This window comes from Streptomyces sp. NPDC037410 (assembly GCF_055602235.1).
On the sequence record NZ_JBVJWR010000037.1, the window covers coordinates 22,261 to 43,059 of the forward strand.

17 protein-coding genes and 1 rRNA gene are annotated in these 20,799 nt (G+C 72.3%); 8 read left to right on the forward strand and 10 right to left on the reverse strand.

What is annotated here, in order from left to right; all coding sequences use genetic code 11:
• Positions 1–95: 95 nt before the first annotated feature.
• Together ACZ7HT_RS36070 and ACZ7HT_RS36075 are read right to left on the reverse strand one after the other, a co-directional pair.
• The gene (locus ACZ7HT_RS36070) at positions 96–752 is read right to left on the reverse strand and encodes an HAD family hydrolase (RefSeq protein ID WP_471173848.1); all 657 of its coding nucleotides are present in this window, start codon (positions 750–752) and stop codon (positions 96–98) included.
• A gap of 21 nt (positions 753–773) precedes the next feature.
• Positions 774–1,280: a DUF6912 family protein gene (locus ACZ7HT_RS36075; protein WP_471173849.1), complete on the reverse strand. Its 507-nt coding sequence runs from the start codon at positions 1,278–1,280 to the stop codon at positions 774–776.
• Between the two features lie 274 nt (positions 1,281–1,554).
• Here ACZ7HT_RS36075 and ACZ7HT_RS36080 point away from each other — a divergent pair, with 274 nt between their 5' ends.
• On the forward strand, positions 1,555–2,043 hold the full coding sequence (locus tag ACZ7HT_RS36080; RefSeq protein WP_471173851.1) for an Rv3235 family protein: 489 nt from the start codon (positions 1,555–1,557) through the stop codon (positions 2,041–2,043).
• 111 nt (positions 2,044–2,154) lie between these two features.
• Here ACZ7HT_RS36080 and secA read toward each other — a convergent pair whose 3' ends face one another.
• The gene (gene secA, locus ACZ7HT_RS36085) at positions 2,155–4,962 is read right to left on the reverse strand and encodes a preprotein translocase subunit SecA (RefSeq protein ID WP_471173853.1); all 2,808 of its coding nucleotides are present in this window, start codon (positions 4,960–4,962) and stop codon (positions 2,155–2,157) included.
• A 239-nt stretch (positions 4,963–5,201) separates the two neighbouring features.
• On the opposite strand from secA, the gene ACZ7HT_RS36090 reads away from it, so the two are divergent.
• Positions 5,202–5,777 carry a GNAT family N-acetyltransferase gene (locus ACZ7HT_RS36090; protein ID WP_471173855.1) on the forward strand — a complete coding sequence of 192 codons (576 nt, stop codon included), beginning with the start codon at positions 5,202–5,204 and terminating at the stop codon, positions 5,775–5,777.
• A 122-nt stretch (positions 5,778–5,899) separates the two neighbouring features.
• Entirely contained in the window at positions 5,900–7,063 is a 1,164-nt protein-coding gene (locus tag ACZ7HT_RS36095) for a winged helix-turn-helix domain-containing protein (protein WP_471173857.1), read from the forward strand.
• A gap of 56 nt (positions 7,064–7,119) precedes the next feature.
• Here ACZ7HT_RS36095 and ACZ7HT_RS36100 read toward each other — a convergent pair whose 3' ends face one another.
• The 6 genes from ACZ7HT_RS36100 to mtrA form a co-directional block, all read right to left on the reverse strand.
• The gene (locus ACZ7HT_RS36100) at positions 7,120–7,884 is read right to left on the reverse strand and encodes a response regulator (RefSeq protein WP_471173859.1); all 765 of its coding nucleotides are present in this window, start codon (positions 7,882–7,884) and stop codon (positions 7,120–7,122) included.
• A 215-nt stretch (positions 7,885–8,099) separates the two neighbouring features.
• The gene (hpf, locus tag ACZ7HT_RS36105) at positions 8,100–8,780 is read right to left on the reverse strand and encodes a ribosome hibernation-promoting factor, HPF/YfiA family (protein ID WP_376593531.1); all 681 of its coding nucleotides are present in this window, start codon (positions 8,778–8,780) and stop codon (positions 8,100–8,102) included.
• Positions 8,781–9,074: 294 nt separating this feature from the next.
• On the reverse strand, positions 9,075–9,878 hold the full coding sequence (locus tag ACZ7HT_RS36110; RefSeq protein WP_471173863.1) for a ComF family protein: 804 nt from the start codon (positions 9,876–9,878) through the stop codon (positions 9,075–9,077).
• Between the two features lie 171 nt (positions 9,879–10,049).
• Positions 10,050–11,915 (reverse strand): LpqB family beta-propeller domain-containing protein, encoded by a 1,866-nt coding sequence (locus ACZ7HT_RS36115; protein WP_471173864.1) that lies wholly within the window; start codon positions 11,913–11,915, stop codon positions 10,050–10,052.
• Positions 11,905–13,887 (reverse strand): MtrAB system histidine kinase MtrB, encoded by a 1,983-nt coding sequence (gene mtrB, locus ACZ7HT_RS36120; RefSeq protein WP_471173866.1) that lies wholly within the window; start codon positions 13,885–13,887, stop codon positions 11,905–11,907. Before mtrB ends, ACZ7HT_RS36115 begins: the two co-directional genes overlap by 11 nt.
• Before the next feature lies 1 nt (position 13,888).
• Positions 13,889–14,566: a two-component system response regulator MtrA gene (gene mtrA, locus ACZ7HT_RS36125; RefSeq protein ID WP_010356958.1), complete on the reverse strand. Its 678-nt coding sequence runs from the start codon at positions 14,564–14,566 to the stop codon at positions 13,889–13,891.
• A gap of 623 nt (positions 14,567–15,189) precedes the next feature.
• Between mtrA and ACZ7HT_RS36130 the strand changes: the two genes are divergently transcribed.
• From ACZ7HT_RS36130 to ACZ7HT_RS36150, 5 genes are read left to right on the forward strand one after another with little or no spacing between them, the layout of a single operon-like run.
• A complete protein-coding gene (locus ACZ7HT_RS36130) occupies positions 15,190–16,404 on the forward strand; it encodes a DUF7847 domain-containing protein (RefSeq protein ID WP_471173868.1) in 1,215 nt (404 codons plus the stop codon).
• 4 nt (positions 16,405–16,408) lie between these two features.
• Entirely contained in the window at positions 16,409–17,104 is a 696-nt protein-coding gene (locus ACZ7HT_RS36135) for a DUF4129 domain-containing protein (protein ID WP_471173871.1), read from the forward strand.
• Entirely contained in the window at positions 17,101–18,303 is a 1,203-nt protein-coding gene (locus ACZ7HT_RS36140) for a DUF4350 domain-containing protein (RefSeq protein WP_471173874.1), read from the forward strand. The genes ACZ7HT_RS36135 and ACZ7HT_RS36140 overlap by 4 nt, the downstream gene beginning before the upstream one ends.
• Positions 18,300–19,283 (forward strand): AAA family ATPase, encoded by a 984-nt coding sequence (locus tag ACZ7HT_RS36145; RefSeq protein ID WP_471173876.1) that lies wholly within the window; start codon positions 18,300–18,302, stop codon positions 19,281–19,283. Before ACZ7HT_RS36140 ends, ACZ7HT_RS36145 begins: the two co-directional genes overlap by 4 nt.
• Before the next feature lie 12 nt (positions 19,284–19,295).
• On the forward strand, positions 19,296–20,606 hold the full coding sequence (locus ACZ7HT_RS36150) for a DUF58 domain-containing protein (RefSeq protein WP_471173878.1): 1,311 nt from the start codon (positions 19,296–19,298) through the stop codon (positions 20,604–20,606).
• 101 nt (positions 20,607–20,707) lie between these two features.
• Here ACZ7HT_RS36150 and rrf read toward each other — a convergent pair.
• Positions 20,708–20,799: ribosomal RNA gene (gene rrf / locus ACZ7HT_RS36155) — 5S ribosomal RNA — on the reverse strand; the annotation flags it as partial.

Genomic DNA, 20,799 nt, shown 5'->3' on the forward strand with positions numbered 1-20,799 from the left:
GTTCCCCCCCCCCCCCCCCCCCCCCCCCCCCCCCCCCCGCCGCCCCCCCCCCCCCCCACCCCACCCCCCCCCCCCCCCCCCCCCACCCCCGCCCCCTAGACCAGCTCCTCCGCGACGGCGACGGCCTCCTCCAGGGAGTCCACCACCGGCACCCCGACCCGCTCCAGCGACGCCCGGCTGTGCGACCCGCCGGTGTAGAGCACGGCCCGCGCCCCGACGTGCGCCGCCGCCACCGCGTCATCGGCGGCGTCACCGATCACGACGATCCGGTCGGCCGGGACCCGCAGCGCGTCGAGGTGCCGCACCATGTGGCCCGACTTCCCGTCGCTGGAGTCGTCGAGGCGCCCGTCCATGCGGAGGAACCGCTCGGCGATCCCGTGGTGCCGCACGAGCGGTACCAGCTCGGCCTGCGGCGCGAGCGACAGCAGCGACTGCGTGCCCCCGGCCTCCTGCCGCGCGGCGAGCAGCTCCGCCGCGCCGGCGGTGAGCCCGCAGGAGCCGGCCCGCTCCCGGTAGTGCCGGTGGAAGGTCCCGTTCATGACGGTCCACTCCGCGTCCGTCGGCAGCCGCCCCATGAGCCGCTCATAGAACTTCGGCACCGGCACCGTGTACAGCTCGCGGTACTGCTCGAGCGTGATGGACGCGAGCCCGAGCTCGGCGAAGGCCGCGTTCGTCGCGCCGATCACCGCCCCGGTGTCGTCGAGCAGTGTGCCGTTCCAGTCCCAGACCAGGTGTTTTCCGTGCTTCCCCATGGAGAGACGGTACCCGGCGACTCAGCCGAGCAGGGAGGGGATCTCCTGCACACCGAACCAGAGCAGCTCGTGGTCCTCGGCCCCGTCCACGACGAACTGGGCGTCGTCGTCGCCCTGGTCCGCCGCGCCCAGCGCGTCCGCCGCCGCCGTGACGTCCGCCTCGGCGTCGTCCGCGTCGGCGTGCACGGCCGCGGCCTTGGCCAGCGGTACGGCTCCGGCGACGCGGACCTCGCCGATGGAGCCGGAGTCGAGCCCGCGGTCGGGGTCGACGGTCGCGTCCTTGTCGGCCACGTCGACGGCGACCACGATCCGGCGCCGGGGCGCCTCGGGGTCGCCGGCGAGGAGCCGCAGGGAGGCGGCGGCGGCCCGGTTGAGCGCCGCGTACTCCAGCTCCTCGATGTCGTCGGAGACGTACCACTCGCGCAGGGCGGGGGTGACGGCGTAGGCGATCAGCGGTCCGGGGCCGAGCTCGCCCGCCTTGTGCGCCTGTGCGAGACCGGGGAGGGTCAGGGGGATGTAGACGCGCATGGCAGGCCGCTTTCGTAGACGGAGAGGCCCTCAGGATACGTGCGGAGTCCCCCTTCGGGGCGGCGGGCCGGACTCGCCGTCCGTCCACCGTGGAAGGCCGTCCGCGGGGGCGCCGGAGACCCGATTTCCGATCGCGTCACCCTGATAGGTGATCCGTTTTCGGGACCGCCCCGCCGCGGCGGCGTCCTTGCGGGGCCTCGGAGCACCCCGTACAAGATCCCCAACAGAAGTTACCGACTGGTATCGCTCGGTTACGCAACGACAGGGGATCGCCATGAACGCCACGCTCACCAGCACGCCCTCCCCGCTCCCCCGCCCCCGCACGGCCCCGGGCGGCCGGGCCGGCACGCGCCCGCGCGGCGCCGCCGGCAGCCGCCCCCGTACGCCCGCGCAAGGCGGCCCACACCGCACCCCGGCCCGTACGCTCCCCCCGCACACCGTCTTCGCCGAGCGCCTGCTCGCCGTGCTGAGCGGGGAGCGGCCCGTCCACTGGATGCTGGGCCACACCGTCGGCGACGCGTACGAGCAGCTGGTCAGGCTCGCCCCGCAGACCCCCCTGCGCTCGCACGGCCCCCGCCCCGTCCTGCGCCGCTGCTCGGTCCAGGTGCACGCCCCGCAGTCCGTGGTCGAGGCCTTCGCGAGCATCGCCACCGGCGCCCGCGTACGGGCCATGGCGTTCCGCCTGGAGCGCGGCGAGGACCAGCGCTGGCGCTGCGCGGCGGTGGAGCTGGACGGCCTGGGCACGACCACCCGGCACGGATGACGAACGAGACCGCCCGCGACGCACGACGAAGGGGCCGGCCGCCCAGAGGCACGACGAAGGGGTCGGCCGCCCACCGGGCGACCGACCCCTCACGCCACTGCTACGGACGCGTCACTTCTTGCGGCGACGCCCGCCGCCCGCGTTCTTCTGCGCCTTGCGGCGCTCGGCGCGGGTCATCCCGTCGCCGTCCAGGTCGTCGGAGCCGAAGTCGCCCTCGACGACACCGCCGTCCCCGTCCACGGTCGGCGCGGAGAAGTGCAGCCGGTCCGGCCGCTGCGGGGCGTCGAGCCCCTTGGCACGGATCTCCGGACGCCCGGCACCCGCCGCCACCGCGTCCTCCTTGGTGAGCGAGGGAGCGGACGCCTGCACCGGGACCTCCTCGACCTGCTGCTCGACCTGGACCTCCAGGTTGAACAGGTAGCCGACGGACTCCTCCTTGATGCCCTCCATCATGGCGGTGAACATGTCGAAGCCCTCGCGCTGGTACTCGACCAGCGGGTCCTTCTGCGCCATGGCGCGCAGGCCGATGCCCTCCTGGAGGTAGTCCATCTCGTAGAGGTGCTCGCGCCACTTGCGGTCGAGGACGGAGAGGACCACGCGCCGCTCCAGCTCACGCATGATGTCCGAGCCGAGCTGCTTCTCGCGCGTCTCGTACTGCTCGTGGATGTCGTCCTTGATGGACTCGGCGATGAACTCGGCGGTGATGCCCGCCCGGTCCCCGGCCGCGTCCTCCAGCTCCTCCACGGTGACCTTCACCGGGTAGAGCTGCTTGAAGGCGTTCCACAGGCGGTCGAGGTCCCACTCCTCCGCGAAGCCCTCGGCGGTCTCCTGGCGGATGTAGTCGTCGATCGTGTCGTCCATGAAGTGCTGCACCTGCTCGTGCAGGTCCTCGCCCTCCAGGACGCGGCGGCGCTCGCCGTAGATGACCTCGCGCTGCCGGTTGAGGACCTCGTCGTACTTCAGGACGTTCTTACGGGTCTCGAAGTTCTGGGTCTCGACCTGCGACTGGGCGGAGGCGATGGCACGGGTGACCATCTTGTTCTCGATCGGGACGTCGTCCGGCACGTTGGCCATGGCCATCACGCGCTCGACCATCTGCGCCTTGAACAGACGCATCAGGTCGTCGCCGAGCGAGAGGTAGAAGCGGGACTCGCCGGGGTCGCCCTGACGGCCGGAGCGGCCGCGCAGCTGGTTGTCGATACGGCGCGACTCGTGGCGCTCGGTGCCGAGGACGTACAGACCGCCGAGGTCCTTGACCTCCTCGAACTCCGCCTTCACGGCCTTCTCGGCGCGCGCCAGGGCGCCGGGCAGGGCCGCGGCCCACTCCTCGACGTGCTCGACCGGGTCCAGGCCCGCCTGGCGCAGCTCGGCCTCGGCGAGGTCGTCCGGGTTGCCGCCGAGCTTGATGTCCGTACCACGGCCGGCCATGTTCGTGGCGACGGTGACGGCGCCGCGGCGGCCGGCCTGGGCGACGATCGTGGCCTCGCGCTCGTGGTGCTTGGCGTTGAGGACCTCGTGCGGGATGCCGCGCTTGGCGAGCTGCTGCGAGAGGTACTCGGACTTCTCGACGGAGGTCGTGCCGACGAGGACCGGCTGGCCCTTCTCGTGCTTCTCCGCGATGTCGTCGACGACGGCGGCGAACTTGGCGACCTCGGTCCGGTAGATCAGGTCGGACTGGTCCTTGCGCTGCATCGGCCGGTTCGTCGGGATCGGGACGACGCCGAGCTTGTAGATCTGGTGGAACTCGGCCGCCTCGGTCATGGCCGTACCGGTCATGCCGGAGAGCTTGTCGTAGAGGCGGAAGAAGTTCTGGAGGGTGATCGTGGCGAGCGTCTGGTTCTCGTCCTTGATCTGCACCCCCTCCTTCGCCTCGATCGCCTGGTGCATGCCCTCGTTGTAGCGGCGGCCGGCGAGGATACGGCCGGTGTGCTCGTCGACGATCATGACTTCGCCGTCCATGACGACGTAGTCCTTGTCCTTCTTGAACAGTTCCTTCGCCTTGATGGCGTTGTTCAGGTAGCCGACGAGCGGCGTGTTCACCGACTCGTAGAGGTTGTCGATGCCCAGCCAGTCCTCGACCTTGGCGACGCCCGCCTCGTGGATGGCGACGGTGCGCTTCTTCTCGTCGACCTCGTAGTCGCCGGTCTCCTCGATGCCCTTGAGCGGGTTGCCGGGCTCGCCCTTGCTCAGCCGGGTGACGAGCTTGGCGAAGTCGCCGTACCACTTGGTCGCCTGGTCGGCGGGGCCGGAGATGATCAGCGGCGTACGGGCCTCGTCGACGAGGATGGAGTCGACCTCGTCGACACAGGCGTAGTTGTGGCCGCGCTGGACGAGCTCGTCCTGCGACCACGCCATGTTGTCGCGCAGGTAGTCGAAGCCGAACTCGTTGTTCGTGCCGTACGTGATGTCGCAGGCGTACTGCTCACGGCGCTGGGCCGGCGTCATGTTGGCCAGGATGCAGCCGACGGACAGGCCGAGGAACTTGTGGACGCGGCCCATCATCTCGGAGTCGCGCTCGGCCAGGTAGTCGTTGACCGTGATCAGGTGCACGCCCTTGCCGGAGAGCGCGTTGAGGTACGCCGGGAGGGTGCCGACGAGGGTCTTGCCCTCACCGGTCTTCATCTCGGCGACGTGGCCGAGGTGGAGCGCGGCGCCGCCCATCAGCTGGACGTCGTAGTGGCGCTGGCCGAGGACGCGCTTGGCGGCCTCGCGGACGGTCGCGAAGGCCTCGGGCATCAGGTCGTCGAGGCTCTCGCCGTCGGCGTACCGCTGCTTGTACTCCTCGGTGAGCGCCCGCAGGTCGGCGTCGGAGAGGTTGACGAAGTCCTCTTCGATGGAGTTGACCTGGTCCGCGATGCGGTGCAGTTTGCGCAGGATCTTGCCTTCGCCTGCACGCATGAGCTTGTTGAAGACGGACACTGAGGCTGGTCTCCTTGCCGGTCGGGCCTGGCACTGGGTCTTGTGATGGACGCGAGCGCGGGCACGGCAGGTGGTCCCCACCGCAACGGCCATCGTAAGCGAGACCGCCCTCGCGCAGGGAGGCCCGCAGTACCCGAGCCGTACGTCCGCCCGTAAAGAGAACGCACGAGGTGGGCGGAAGGTGCCGCCCCACCCGAAAAGTGTTCGCTTCCGGTCCGCGCGGTCACCACAATCCCGGCATGGATCCCATCACCCTCACCACCGACCGGCTGCGCCTGCGGACCTTCGTCCCCGAGGACGCCGACACGGTGTACGCGATCTGCCAGGACCCCGACATCCGCCGGTGGACCACCGTCCCCGACCCCTACAAGCGCGAGGACGCGGAGTTCTTCGTGCACCGGCTCGTCCCGGACGGCTGGCGCGAGGACACCGAGTACACCTTCGCCGCGGAGCCCGTGGAGGGCGGCCCGCTGCTCGCCGCGGCCACCCTGTCCAGTCGCGGCGCGGGCGTCTGGGAGATCGGCTTCTGGCTGGCGAAGGAGCACCGCGGCGCCGGCCACATGACGGAGATCGTCCGGGCCATGGCCCACTGGGCCTTCACCGGGCTCGGCTGCACCCGCCTGATCTGGCGCGCCGAGGTCGGCAACGCCGGCTCGCGCGCGGTGGCCGAGCGGGCCGGCTTCGTCGTCGAGGGCGTCCAGCGCGCCGCCCTGGCCAACAAGGGCACGCTCCGGGACGCCTGGATCGGCGCCCTCCTCCCCTCCGACTTCGGCCTCCCGAGCCCCCTGCCGTACCTCCCGGCCCGTGACGCCTGACCGCTCGGGTGCCGGGCCGGCTGCGTGGCGCCCGAGCGCACGGGCGCGGGGCCCGCTGCCGTGGCGCACGGGCCCGGTGGCAGCCGCTCCCGCTGTCAGTGCCGGGGCCTAGGGTGCGGTCCATGACGACTGCGCCGCGCCCCGCCGCCGAACTGTCCGCCGACGAAGCCCGCAGGATCGCCCTGCGCGCCCAGGGGTTCCTGGGCGCGCCCGACCGCAGGGCGGGCGTGCGCGGGGTGCTCCGGTCGCTCGGCCAGGTCCAGCTCGACACCATCTCGGTCCTCGCCCGCTCGCACGAGCTCATCCCGTACGCGCGCCTCGGCGCGGTGGGCCGCCCGACGGTGGAGCAGGCGTACTGGTCGCAGGCTCACGCCTTCGAGTACTGGTCGCACGCCGCCTGCGTCCTGCCCGTCGAGGAGTGGCCGCACTTCGCCTTCCGCCGCCGCGCCTACCGCGACCGCCCGCACTGGGGGCACGAGCTGTCGGCCGGGGCGTACGACAAGGTGATCGACCAGCTGCGGGACCAGGGCCCGCTGACGGCGACCGAGCTGGGCGGCGCGAAGAACAAGGGCGAGTGGTGGGACTGGTCCGACAGCAAGATCGCCGTCGAGCGGGCGCTGATGTACGGCGAGGTCGTGGTCACGGAGCGGCGCGGCTGGAAGCGGGTGTACGACCTGGCCGAGCGGGCGATCCCGCAGGACCTGCTCCACGACGACCTGGACGACACCGAGTGCGTGCGGCGCCTGGTGCGGCAGGCGGGCGAGGCGCTCGGCGTGGGCACGCGCGCGGACATCGCGGACTACCACCGGATCAAGGCGGAGCAGTTCGACGCGGTCGTGGAGGCCTCGGGTCTGGTGCCGGTGACGGTGGCGGGCTGGGGGAAGCCCGCCTGGGCGGATCCGGCGGCGCTTGCGACCGAGCCGCGCGGCCGGCACCGTACGACGCTGCTGTCGCCGTTCGACTCGCTGATCTGGGAGCGGCCCCGCACGGAGCGGATCTTCGGTTTCACGCACCGCCTGGAGGCGTACGTGCCGAAGCAGAAGCGGATCCACGGCTACTTCGCGATGCCGGTGCTCGCCGGCGGCCGTCTGGTGGGCCGGGTGGACCCGGCGCGGGAGGGCAGGACCCTGGTGGCGAAGCAGGTCTCGCTGGACGGCCCGAAGGCCGTGCCGCCGGTGGCGAAGGCGCTGCGCGAGGCGGCCGAGTGGGTGGGCTGCGACGCGGTGACGGTGGAGCGGGTGAACCGCCCGGAACTGGTGCCCGAGCTGCTCAAGGCCCTCGCCTGAGCCTCAGCGGATCTCGCGCTGATCCCTCGGATCACTCAGCGGATCCCTCGGATCCCTCAGCGGATCTCCAGGATCTTCTCCCGCATCGCGTACACCACGGCCTCCATCCGGGAATGCAGCTGCAGCTTCTCCAGGATGTTCCGGACGTGGTTCTTCACGGTGTTCTCGGAGATGAACAGTTCCTTGGCGATGTCCCGGTTGTTCATCCCGGTCGCGACGAGCTTGAGGACCTCCAGCTCGCGGTCGGTCAGCCGGGGCGCGGGGACGAGCCGGCGCTCGTCGGTGCGCTGGATCATCGACTTGAACTCGGTGAGGAGCTTGGACGCCATCGAGGGGCTGATCTGCGACTGCCCGTCGGCGACCGCGCGGATCGCGGTGGCGACCTCGTCGGTGGAGATCTCCTTGAGGAGGTAGCCGGTGGCACCCGCCTTGATCGCCTCGTAGAGGTCGGCCTCCTCGTCGCTGATCGTCAGCATGATGATCTTCGCGCTGGGGGCCACCTCCTTGATGGAGGTGCACGCCTCGATGCCGCCGCGCCGGGGCATCCGTACGTCCATCAGGACGATGTCGGGCAGCAGATCGGCGGCCTTGTCGACGGCCTCGGCGCCGTCACCGGCCTCGCCGACGACCTGGATGTCCTCCTCCTGGGCGAGGACGATCTCGAGTCCGCGGCGGAAGAGGGCGTGGTCGTCCACGACGAGGACCCGGATCGGCTCCTTTCGGAACGCACCCTCCGCGTCCGGACCCGCGCCTTCCGATCCCTCCGGGACCGCACCACCGTGCTCGTGCCCACTGAGCACCGGCCCGAAGCTGTCCGCCATCGTTCCTCCCCCTGAAGGCCGTGGCCTGAATTCGTTTCCGGTCCTCCAACCCGTACGCGATCGGCACCGGTTGGCGTGCACGCCATGATTTCACGTCCGGGCGGCGACGGGGGTGCTCCGCGGGCGCACGGGGGGTGCCCCTGGGGGCGCGAAGTGCGCTCCAGGGGCACCGAGAAGGACACCTGTTCGGAAGCGTGCGGTGCGGGTGCGGCGGGTCAGCCGCCGAGCGCACCGCCGGCGCCGCCGCCCTCGGCGAGCGGGTCGCTCTCCAGATGGATGACGCCGTAGTCGTAAGCGTGTCGCCGGTAGACGACGCTCGGCTGCTTGGTGTCGGAGTCGACGAAGAGGTAGAAGTCGTGCCCGACCAGCTCCATCTCGTAGAGCGCCTGGTCGAGCGTCATCGGTGCGGCCCGGTGGGTCTTCTCGCGGACCACGAGCGGGCCTTCACCCTGGACCTCGATGGAGCCCATCATCGTGGTGGGCACCTTGTCGGCCTCGTCGACGGCCAGTTGGCCGTCGCCGTTGAGCTTCGCGGCGCCGGGCACCACGTCCCCGACCTCCGCCGCGGACAGCCGGCCGTTGCCACGGCGGGTGTACCTCTTGTCGTGCTGCTTGCGCAGTCGTGCCTCGAGCTTGTCGCTGGCGAGGTCGAGCGCTGCGTACGCGTCGGCTGCCGCCGCTTCCGCCCGGATCACCGGGCCTCGGGAGTGGAGGGTGATCTCCACGCGGTCGGACCGGTCGGCCTGCCGCGGGTTGTGCTCCTTGGACACCTCGACGTCGAGGCTGATCACCTTGCCGTCGAGCTTCTGGATCTTCTCCAGCTTCAGCTTCTCGGCCACGTGCTTGCGGAACCGCTCGGGCACCTCGGTCTTGCGGCCCTTGACGACGATGTCCACGCAGAACTCCGTTCCCGGATCGCCCTGGTCGGCTCCTTGGCCGCCGGGCATCTCCCTTTGCACCAGCTCCGGTGGGTCACCGGAGCTCGGACTTGGCGACTTCGACCTCCTCCTCCCCAGTCGACAAGATCTCCACCCCATCGACAAGAGGTTAATTCGCCCTGAACTCCTGTCCTGTAGGCGCAACCATGTATTCGCTGAGGCGATGGCATTCGCCATTCCTCACAACCGAACATAGCCCCTTCGGACGGGTGTCGGCACCCTCTACCGCGACATACCTCCATACGGGTGCTTTCACCTCTCACCACCTGCAACGATCCAAGTTTCCGGCGAGTTCCGGTTTATTTCGAACGAGGCGGGAGAGGATGCGATCACAGCCGCCACCCGCTGTTCGATTTCACGCTGCGCCGAACCGGCCGGTAAGCCGTGCGGTATTCCCTGAATGAACGGAAGGTGTACGGCTCCGAGGGCGCGCGCCGCCTCCGCGAGCGAGGCCCCGGTGGTCATCAGGTCGTCCACGAGAATCACCCGTCCCGCCGTCAGGAGCCGTGCGCCGCCCGGCACGACCTCCAGCGCCCCGGACAGGTTCACGAGGCGCCCGCGCGCCCCGAGCCCCGCCTGGTCGGCCACGTACCGCCGCTGCCGGAGCACGGGCACGACCCGCGCCGGCCGTCCCGCCCGCCGCAGCCGGGCCGCCGCGGCCTGCGCGATCCGCCGCGTCGGATCGTGGCCACGCGCCCGTACAGAGCGCCGCGAGGACGGCACGGGTACGAGGAGCAGCGGTCCGTCCGCGGGCCCCGCACCGGGCGGGGCAGCGGCCTCCACGGCCCCGGCGAGGGCGCCGCCCAGGGGCCCGGCGAGCGTGAGCGCCCCGCGTTCCTTGTGGGCGAGGAGCAGCTGCCGTACGGCGTCGGCGTACGGCGCGGCGGCATGGACCGCGGGCAGTCCGGGCGGCTCGGGCGCGGGCCGCACCCTGCGCGGCGGCCTCCCGGCGAGCGCGTCCGCGCAGGCAGGGCACAGCTCCGTCCGCGGCCTGCCGCAGCCTCCGCAGGCGACCGGCAGCACCAGTCCGGCGATCTCGCGCCACCACCCCCGCATGGCTCCACTGTGCGCCTCCGGGCGCCTCCCGGCCACCCCTGTGGAAAACCCGCTCGCGGGAAGCCCGAAGTACGTCAGGTGCGGGCCCCACAGCCCTCGCGAGAGGGCTATCCGGGGCTGCCCACGGGACACCGGCGAACTATCCGGGGCTGCCCCCGGGACACCGGCGGCCTATCCGGGGTAGACCGGCGAGAACCCCTTCTTGGCCACCGGCTGCCAGTTCGTCCCCGGCGCGAGCCGCACGATCCCGTCGTCGTCGGAGTCGGCCACCACCGGCACGGTCTCCTTGTGCGGAGCGGCCACCGAGGTCACCCCGTTCAGGCCGGGGAGCACGGAGGTCGTCGAGGTCGAGCCGTCGGTCTGGAGGTAGCGGATCTGCTGGACGCCACCCGCCTCCCTGCCGACCACGACGAGCCGGCTGGGTCCGGCCCAGGAGACGGCCTTGACCGACTCCATCCGGGGGGCGGCGGGCTGGAGGTCCAGGACGGAGACGATCTGCTCCTCGTCGGTCGTCTGCCGCTGGATCCGGCCGATCTGCAGGGTCGTGCGCTCGCCCCGCTTGACGACCAGGGCGATCCGCACCCCGTCCGCGGAGACCCGCAGGGACTCGATGCGGGCGCCGTCCCCGAGCCAGGGCGTGCGGACCTTCACGGGGTGGCCGGTGCCGTCCGGCACCATCCACAGCCGGGGCGCGGCCGGGTCCCGGTCGGCGACCCACAGATCGCCCCGGCCGTCCCAGCTGGGCGCGGACAGCCGGTCGGCCGGCCGGGCGGCCCTGCTGGTCAGGACGGGCGGCAGCGGGTCCTGCTCGGTGGTGATGGAGGAGACGATCAGCTCGCGGCCGCTCTGCCCGACGCCCGCGGCCCGGGTCTCGCCCCGGTCGACGGCGACCGAGCGGAGCGGCACCGTGCCCTTGCCGAACGGGCCCGGCACCTCGACCGGCGCGTTCGCCTCCTTGCCGCCCACCAGGAGCATCATCAGCTTGCCGTGCTCGTCGACGAAGTACGGGTGCTCGTCGCGGTCGGAGTCCCGCAGCGCCGCGAACTCGACCGCCTGGCCCTTGCCGAGCCGGCACAGCGACTGCCCGCCGGAGCCCAGGAGCTCCACCTGCTCGACCCGTACGGAGGTGAGGTCGCCCAGCGTGAACAGCAGCTGCGCCGCCATCCGCCGGCACGCCTCGCCGCCGGCCCGGTCCGCCTTCTCGTTGAGCGGGACCCGCAGGGTGGACTGGTCGTCCGTGGTCAGGGTGGTGACGCCGGCCTTCAGCTCCGTACCGGAGGGGAACTGCGAGTCGACGGCGGGCTTCAGCCAGTTCGTCGGGCCTTCGAGCAGCGCCTTGACCGTCTGCGTCACCGGATCCATCCGGGTGACGGGGTCCTGCCGCTGCCGGATGTAGACCGGGTCGGCGACGACCCAGTCCTCCCCGGAGGCGAAGTAGTACTTGTTGACCGACCGGTAGTTGCGGAGGAAATCCGCCTCGCCGAGGATCAGGCCGGGCGGGAGGCTGTCGATGCGCCACTCCCTGCCCTTGCCGTTCGCCGAGGGCTGCTGCACGACGTGGATCGACTGCAGGTACTCGGCGGGGCTGTTCGGCTGGTAGCCGTGGCGGGCGTCCACGGTCGCGAGCTTCCGGCCGGAGAGCGGGAAGGCGCGCCCCTGGGTGTCGGGGTCGGCGTTGCGGTCGGCCTGCTCACGGTCGGGCGCGGTGGTGAGCACGGTGATGCTCTGCTCCGGCTTCCAGCCCTGAGCGGCCTTCTTCGTCAGGTACTTGCGGGCGGTGGCGAAGCCGGGGTCGTCACTGGTCATGGCTTCCAGGAAGCCGTCGACGATCTCGTCCGGGTCGGCGTTCTCCCGGGGCGCGACGGCGTAGACCCGCACCTGCGAGTCGCCCGTGCCGGCCCCCTTCACGGGCGACACGTCCCCGCTGTCGGGCATCGTCGCGCACCCGGTCACCAGGAGTCCGCCGCACGCGGCGAGGACCACCGCGCGTGTGCTCCGTCCCCGCCCCGCGTGCTCCGCTCGGGAGTCAGCGCCCACGTGTCCCGTCCTCCCGCTCCAGATGCCCGTTCCCCCCGGCCGCCGCCGGGCCCGCCCCGCCGCCGTCGCCGTCCGTCGCCGCGCGCGCCACGACCCGTGCGCCGCTGCCGGGCAGCGCCGTCGGGTCGACGGTCGCCCGCGGCGCCTCGGGCAGCCTCGGCGGTACGGAGAGGGCCGACCGGTCGCCGGCGGACTGCGCCGGCACCGCCGCGAGCCGGTCCCGGTCGCGTCCTGCGGCCGCCTGCTCGCGGTTGCGCCGTGAGTCCTCCGGCTCCAGCGGGATCGGCGACCCCCGCAGCGGCTCGTCCGCGGTGCGCGGCAGGGTGAGCCGGAACTGCGAGCCGCCGCCGGCCTCGCCCCAGGCCTGGAGCCAGCCGCCGTGCAGCCGCGCGTCCTCGACGGCGATCGACAGGCCGAGGCCCGTACCGCCGGTGGTACGCGCGCGTGCCGGGTCGGCGCGCCAGAAGCGGTTGAAGACCCGGGTGGCCTCGCCCGGCTTGAGTCCGACGCCGTAGTCCCGCACGGCCACGGCGACGGCTCCGCCGGCGGCGGCGAGCTTCACGACGACGTCGCGGCCCTCGCCGTGCTCGACGGCGTTGACGACGAGGTTGCGCAGCACCCGCTCGACGCGGCGGGCGTCCGCCTCGGCCACCACGGGCTGCTGGTCGCCGAGGACCACGATCCGGGTGCCCTTGCGCTCGGCGAGGGGCTCGGCGCCGCCGATGACCCGCCGTACGACCTGGCGCAGGTCTATCGGCTCGGCCTCCAGGGCGGCCGCGCCCGCGTCGAAGCGGCTGATCTCCAGTAGGTCGGAGAGCAGCGACTCGAAGCGGTCGAGCTGGTCGCCGAGGAGCTCGGCGGAGCGTGCGGTGATGGGGTCGAAGTCGACGCGGGCCTCGTGGATGACGTCGGCTGCCATCCGGACCGTGGTCAGCGGGGTGCGCAGCTCGTGCGAGACGTCGGAGACGAAGCGCCGCTGCATCCGCGAGAGCTCCTCCAGCTGCTGGATCTTGAGCTGGAGGTTGGAGGCCATCTTGTTGAAGGCCTCGCCGAGGCGCGCGATGTCGTCCTCGCCGGTGACCTTCATGCGTTCCTGGAGGCGGCCGGCGGAGAGCCGCTCGGCGATCCCGGCGGCCATCCGCACGGGCGTGACGACCTGGCGCACCATGAGCCAGGCGATGGCGCCGAGCAGCACGACGACGAAGAGACCGGCGGTCGCCAGGGTGCCCTTGACCAGGGTCAGGGAGTCCTCTTCCTGACTCAGCGGAAAGAGGTAGTACAGCTCGTACTGATCGCCGTCGGCGTCGTTGAGCCGCTTGCCGATCACCAGACCCGGCTCGGACGCCTTGCCGCTGGTGTAGTGGATCCGCGAGAACTTCTGGAGGGTGCCGGTGCCCTGCGCGACGTCGTGCCGCAGGTCGGCCGGGATGCTCGTGGTCGGGTCGACCTCGCCGGAGGCGCGGGCGCCCCGGCTCGCGGTGTCACCGCTGTCGAGGGAGAGCGCGACCACGTTGAACGCGCTCTGGCCACCGCTGGCGAGCTGCTCGACGAGCGTGGAGCGCCAGTTCACGGAGGCACCGGTCCGCACGCCGTCCTGTTGCACGGGCGTGGAAGGGGTGGTCGCCGCCCGGTCCTGGGCAGCGGAGAACCCTCCTGCGGCCTGGCTCTGGGCGGCCTTCTCCTTGGCCTCGAGCAGGCCGTTGCGGACCTGCACGATCACGACGATGCCGAGCAGGAGCACGACGCCGAGCGACATGAGCAGGGTGCCCGCGACGATCCGCAGCTGGATGTTCCGCCGCCACAGCCGCACGGCGGGCAGCAGCGGCCGGCGCACCCAGCGCGCGAAGAGCCGGAGGACGGCCCTGCTGCGGAGCAGACGGCCGAATCGCGAGCCCCCCCGCCCCGGTCCGGCAGTCCGCCCCGTACGGACTCCCGGCTTCCCGGGCTTCGGAGCAGCGCTGCCCACACTCATCTCAGCTCGGCCCCGCCTTGTAACCGACACCGCGGACGGTGACCACGATCTCCGGGCGCTCGGGGTCCTTCTCGACCTTCGAGCGCAGCCGCTGGACGTGCACGTTCACCAGCCGGGTGTCGGCCGCGTGCCGGTAGCCCCAGACCTGCTCCAGAAGCACCTCGCGCGTGAACACCTGCCACGGCTTGCGCGCCAGCGCGACCAGCAGGTCGAACTCCAGCGGGGTCAGGGCGATGGACTGCCCGTCCCGCTTCACGGAGTGCCCGGCCACGTCGATGACCAGGTCGCCGATGGTGAGCTGCTCGGGAGCCGGCTCCTCGGACCTCCGCAGCCGCGCCCGGATACGGGCGACGAGCTCCTTCGGCTTGAACGGCTTCACGATGTAGTCGTCGGCCCCGGACTCCAGGCCCACGACCACGTCGACGGTGTCGCTCTTGGCCGTGAGCATGACGATCGGCACCCCCGACTCGGCGCGGATGAGCCGGCACACCTCGATGCCGTCCCTTCCGGGCAGCATCAGGTCCAGCAGCACCAGATCGGGCTTGGCCTCTCTGAAAGCGGCAAGCGCCTTGTCACCGTCCGCGACGAACGACGGCTCGAACCCTTCACCCCGCAGCACGATGCCGAGCATCTCGGCCAGTGCGGTGTCGTCGTCGACGACGAGAACGCGTCCCTTCATATCGACATCATCCCATTTCCGTATCAGTCCTAAGGCGGCTGGTGAGATACCTCACTGACCTGCGGCGACGTCCTTGATCAACCGTCGGTGACTGCCCGTGTTCGTGGGTGTTGATGCCAGTCATGGATGTCACCCCCGTGTCCCCCGGTGGTCGCGCAGAACCGTACCGCGCGCGGCCTCACGTAGCCCACGGGGAGGCCGGGCCTCTTCTCCGTGTGCCCGCCGTACCGGGCCTCGTGCAAGCGATTCCACGGTCCCGATCGTGAACGGCGCCGCCCTCGCTGTGCGCGGGTCATGATCCACGTCGGTTCAGCGTTCGCGCCGAGCACGCATCGTTGCCCACACCGGAGCCCATTCGCCACCCACGGCACGGCATCCCGCCGCCCGCCCGGCCCGTCGCCGCACGGTTCGTGCGGCCTGGTGGGGCATCCGCACCGTGTGCCGCCTGCCGCTCGCACGATGAAGGTCCGGACAAAGGTACGAAGGAGATGCGGGCTCCGGCCCACGGGCGGGCCCCGCGTGGCACGATGGCACCCGGCCCGCCGCCGTGTCAGGTGTCGGCCGCCGTGACCGAGCCGGTTCGCCGATCCGGCACCGCGACCATTCCTCCGAGGTGGACGACCGTGAACGACACGCCGGGCTGGACCTCGCCCGGATCCACCCCCTCCGACGGCCAGGACGGCTCGGGAACCCCCGGGCCCGCCTCCTCGGCCGACGCGAACGGCTCCACCGCCCAGTGGTCCAAGGACCAGCCGCCCGCCGGCCAGTGGTCCCCGCCGTCCCAGGCGACCCCGCCTCCGGCACCCGGACAGAGCTGGGGAACCCCGCCTCCGAACGTCAACTGGGGCAGGCCCCCGGCCGCGAAGCCCGGAGTCATCCCGCTGCGCCCGCTGGGCCTGGGCGAGATCCTCGACGGCGCGGTGAAGACCCTCCGCACCTACTGGCGCACGGTCCTCGCCATCACGGTCACGGTCGCGGTGATCTCCCAGATCGCCACCATCCTGGCCCAGCGGTACCTCGTGCCGGCGGCCCCGGCGATCGATCCGGACGCCACGCCGGCCGAGCGGCTCCAGCAGTCCCTCGACTCCGCGCAGGCCTCCCTGATCGACCTGGGCCCCTCGCTCCTCGTGACGATGATGGCGTCGCTCGTGAGCGCCGCCCTGCTGACCGTCGTCATCAGCCGCGCGGTCCTCGGCCGCCCGGTCTCGCTGGGCTCCGCCTGGCAGGAGGCGCGCCCGCGCCTGCTCCAGCTCCTCGGCCTGACCCTGCTGCTCGCGGCGATGACCGTCGCGATCATGACGGTCGGCGTGCTCCCGGGCCTCCTGATCGGCGGCGCCCCGGGCGTGGCGCTGTCCCTCCTCGGCGGTCTCTGCGCCATCGTGGCGACCGTATGGCTGGTGATCCGCTTCAGTCTCGCGTCGCCGGCCCTGATGCTGGAACGCCGGGGCGTCGTCCAGTCGCTGAAGCGGTCGGCGAAGCTGGTGCAGGGCTCGTGGTGGCGGATCTTCGGCATCACCGTGCTGACCATGGTGCTGCTCTTCCTCTTCGGCATGATCATCGCGATCCCGTTCACCATCCTCGGCTTCCTGGTCGACAGCGAGGGCTTCACCGGTCTGCTCTCCGGCAGCTCCACCACGTTCGGCTGGCCGTTCCTGATCGTCACGGGCATCGGCGGCGTGATCACCAACGCGATCACCTACCCGATCTCCGCCGGTGTGACCGTCCTCCTCTACGTCGACCAGCGCATCCGCCGCGAAGCCCTGGACCTCGAACTGGCCCGGGCGGCGGGCCTCCCCGGCTACGGCCCCACACCGGACAACGACACCGTCGGGGGCTGATGCGGTGACGTTCACGGGGGGAGCGGCCGCGGCACTGGCCCGGCTGCGCGGCGACGACGGCGACACACCGGTGGACATCTCCCGCGTCCCCGCCCGCGAGGCGGCGGAGCGGGAGCTGTCCGATCCGAAGTACCACGAGAACGACCCGAACCTCCTCCAGCGCGGCCTCAGCCGCTTCTGGGAGTGGCTCGACGAACTCTTCGGCGCCGCTTCGACGGCCACCCCGGGCGGCGTCCTCGGCGTCGTCGTGATCGTCGTGCTCGCGGCCGCCCTCGTCGCCGCCCTCTGGTGGCGCCTCGGCACCCCGCACCGGGCGCCCGGCACCACCGCCGACTCCCTCTTCGCCGACGGCCCCCGCACCGCCCGTGACCACCGGACGGCCGCCGCCCGCCACGCTTCCGCCGGCCGCTGGAACGAAGCCGTCCAGGAACGGATGCGCGCCATCGTCCGCTCCCTGGAAGAACGCACCCTCCTCGAACCGCGCCCCGGCCGCACCGCCGACGAGGCAGCCGCCGAAGCCGGCCGCTCCCTCCCGACCCACGCGGACGACCTGCGCCTCGCGGCCCGCACGTTCGACGACGTCACGTACGGCGGCCGCACCGCCGACGAGCCCGCGTACCGCCGCGTCGAGGAACTGGACACCGCCCTGGAGCGCACCCGCCCCACCCTCGACACCGCCTCCACGGAGGCGCCCGCATGAGCCGCCCGGTTACCGGCACCACCTCGACCGCCCCCTCCGCCCGCCAGGTGTGGACGCGCGTGCGCGGTGCGGTCCTCGTCCTCGCCCTGATCCTGACCGGCGGCCTCGCCCTCGCGACGGTCCGGTCCGCCGACGCCCACGGCGCCCTCGACCCGCGCTCCGCCGACCCCCACGGCAGCCGCGCCGTCGCCGAACTCCTCAAGGCCCGCGGCGTCACCGTCACCCTCGCCACCACCCTGGCCGAGGCCACGGCGGCCACGGACACCGGCACCACCCTCCTGGTCACCACCCCCGACCTGTTGACGGACGCTCAACAGTCGACGCTCCACGCGGCGATGAAGGGCTCCACCGCCCGCATGGTCCTCATCGGCGCCGGCAGCGCCTCCCTCGACACGCTGGCCCCGGGGGTCGCCAGCGCCCCCAGCACCCCCGTGACGGAACGCGCCCCCGCCTGCACCCTGCCGGCCGCCACCCGCGCCGGCAGCGTCGACCTCGGCGGCGAACGCTACGAACTCTCCCCCGGCACCACCGCCGAGACCTGCTACCGCGCCGAAGGCCTGCCCACCCTGCTCCTCCTCCCCGGCACCGGCACCGCCGACACCGTCCTCCTCGGCGCGCCCGACATCCTCCACAACTCCCGCCTCGACCAACTCGGCAACGCCTCGCTGGCCCTCCAACTCCTCGGCTCCCGGCCCCATCTCGTCTGGTACCTCCCCTCCCTCTCCGACACCTCGGCCGCCGCCGACGCACCCGCCGACGACACCACGGGCAACTTCCTCGCCCTCATCCCCTCCGGCTGGCGGTGGGCCACCCTCCAACTCGCCCTCGCGGCCCTGCTCGCCGCCCTCTGGCGCGGCCGTCGCCTCGGCCCCCTGGTCACCGAGCGACTCCCCGTCGCCCTCCGCGCCTCCGAGGCCACCGAGGGCCGCGCCCGCCTCTACCGCAAGGCGAACGCCCGCGACCGCGCCGCCTCCGTCCTGCGCACCGCGACCCGCACCCGGCTCGCCCCGCTCCTCGGCGTCCCCGTCAAGGACGCCCACTCCCCCGACCTCCTCCTCCCCGCACTCTCCGCCCGTCTCCCCGAGACCACCGCGGACCCCAGGAACCTCCTCTTCGGCCCGGCTCCCGCCGACGACGCCACCCTCATCCGCCTGGCGGACCAACTCGACGCCCTCGAAAGAGAGGTACGCACCTCATGAGCGCCCCGACCCCCGAGACCGCCACGGACTCGGACAGCGCCCGCGCCTCCCTGGAGGCCCTGCGCACCGAGATCGCGAAGGCCGTGGTCGGCCAGGACCCCGCCGTCACCGGTCTCGTCGTCGCCCTGCTCTGCCGGGGACACGTCCTCCTCGAAGGCGTCCCCGGAGTCGCCAAGACCCTCCTGGTCCGCTCACTGGCCGCCGCACTCGAACTCGACACCAAGCGCGTCCAGTTCACCCCCGACCTGATGCCGAGCGACGTCACGGGCTCCCTCGTCTACGACGCCCGCACCGCCGAGTTCTCCTTCCAGCCCGGCCCGGTCTTCACCAACCTGCTGCTCGCCGACGAGATCAACCGGACGCCCCCGAAGACCCAGTCCTCCCTCCTTGAAGCGATGGAGGAGCGTCAGGTCACGGTCGACGGGAGCCCGCGCGCCCTCCCGGAGCCCTTCCTGGTCGCAGCGACGCAGAACCCCGTCGAGTACGAGGGCACCTACCCGCTCCCCGAGGCCCAACTGGACCGGTTCCTCCTGAAGCTGACGGTCCCTCTGCCCTCACGCGCGGACGAGATCCATGTCCTCACCCGTCATGCCGAGGGCTTCGACCCCCGCGACCTGAAGGCCGCCGGCGTCCGCCCCGCGGCGGGCCCCGCCGAGCTCGAAGCAGCCCGGGCCGCCGTCGCCAAGGTCTCGGTCTCCGCCGAGATCGCCGGCTATGTCGTCGATATCTGTCGTGCCACGCGTGAATCCCCCTCGCTCACGCTCGGGGTCTCCCCCCGAGGCGCCACCGCCCTGCTCTCCACCGCCCGCGCCTGGGCCTGGCTCACCGGCCGGGACTACGTCACCCCGGACGATGTGAAGGCCCTCGCTCTCCCCACCCTGCGTCATCGCATCCACCTGCGGCCCGAGGCCGAGATGGAGGGGGTCACCCCCGACTCCGTCATCAACTCGATCCTCGCCCACGTCCCCGTACCCCGCTGAGAACGGCGCCCCATGGCCCTCACCGGACGAACCGCGCTGCTCGCCGCCCTCGGATCGCTCCCCGTCGGCATCCTCGCCCCCAGCTGGGCGGGGATGCTCGCGGTGAACGCGCCCCTCTCCCTCGCAATTCTGTGCGACTACGCCCTGGCGGCGCCAGTACGAACGCTCCAATTCACCCGAAGTGGTGATACATCCGTTCGACTCGGTGACAGCGCGGAGGTACAGCTCACCGTCACGAACCCGTCCCGCCGCCGCCTCCGCGCCCAGCTCCGCGACGCCTGGCCGCCCAGCAGCTGGCCCCCCGGCACCGAACAGGCCGCCTCGCGCCACCGACTGACGGTTCCCGCCGACGAGCGCCGCCGCCTGACCACGAGCCTGCGCCCGACCCGCCGCGGCGACCGCCGGGCGGAACGGATCACCGTCCGCTCGTTCGGCCCTCTCGGCCTCGCGGCCCGCCAGGGCCACCACGAGGTCCCCTGGACGGTCCGCGTCCTGCCGCCCTTCACCAGCCGCAAGCACCTGCCGTCGCGCCTGGCCCGGCTCCGCGAGCTCGACGGCCGCACCAGCGTCCTCACTCGCGGCGAGGGCACGGAGTTCGACAGCCTCCGCGAGTACGTCCCCGGTGACGACACCCGCTCGATCGACTGGCGGGCCACGGCCCGCCAGACCGCCGTCGCGGTCCGCACCTGGCGCCCCGAGCGCGACCGGCACATCCTGATCGTCCTCGACACCGGCCGCACCTCGGCCGGCCGCGTCGGCGACGTGCCGCGCCTGGACGCCTCCATGGACGCGGCACTCCTCCTCACCGCGCTCGCCTCCCGGGCCGGCGACCGCGTGGACCTCCTGGCCTACGACCGCCGCCTCCGCGCCCAGGTCCAGGGCCGCTCCGCCGGCGACGTCCTGCCGGCCGTGGTCGACGCCCTCGCCCCGCTGGAACCCGAACTCGTGGAGACCGACGCCCGAGGTCTGGCCGCGACCGCGCTGGCGCGTGCTCCGCGCCGCTCGCTGATCGTCCTCCTGACCAGCCTCGACGCCGCCCCGATCGAGGAGGGCCTCCTCCCGGTCCTCCCGCAGCTGGCCCAGCGCCACACGCTCCTGGTGGCCTCCGTCGCCGATCCCCACGTCACGCGCATGACCAAGGCCCGCGGCACGCTCGAAGCCGTCTACGAGGCCGCCGCAGCCACCCAGACACAGTCCCAGCGCTCCCGCACCGCGGACCAGCTCCAGCGCCACGGTGTCACGGTCGTCGACGCCACCCCCGACACCCTCGCCCCGGCCCTGGCGGATGCCTACCTCGCTCTGAAGGCGGCCGGCCGTCTCTGAGAGCCCCGTACCAACCCGCCCTCGAAAGGGGGTCCCGGGTCCCTGGCCGTAAACGCAGAAAAGCCCCGCACCATGAGGTGCGGGGCTTTCCCACAATGATTGTTCGGCGGCGTCCTACTCTCCCACAGGGTCCCCCCTGCAGTACCATCGGCGCTGAAAGGCTTAGCTTCCGGGTTCGGAATGTAACCGGGCG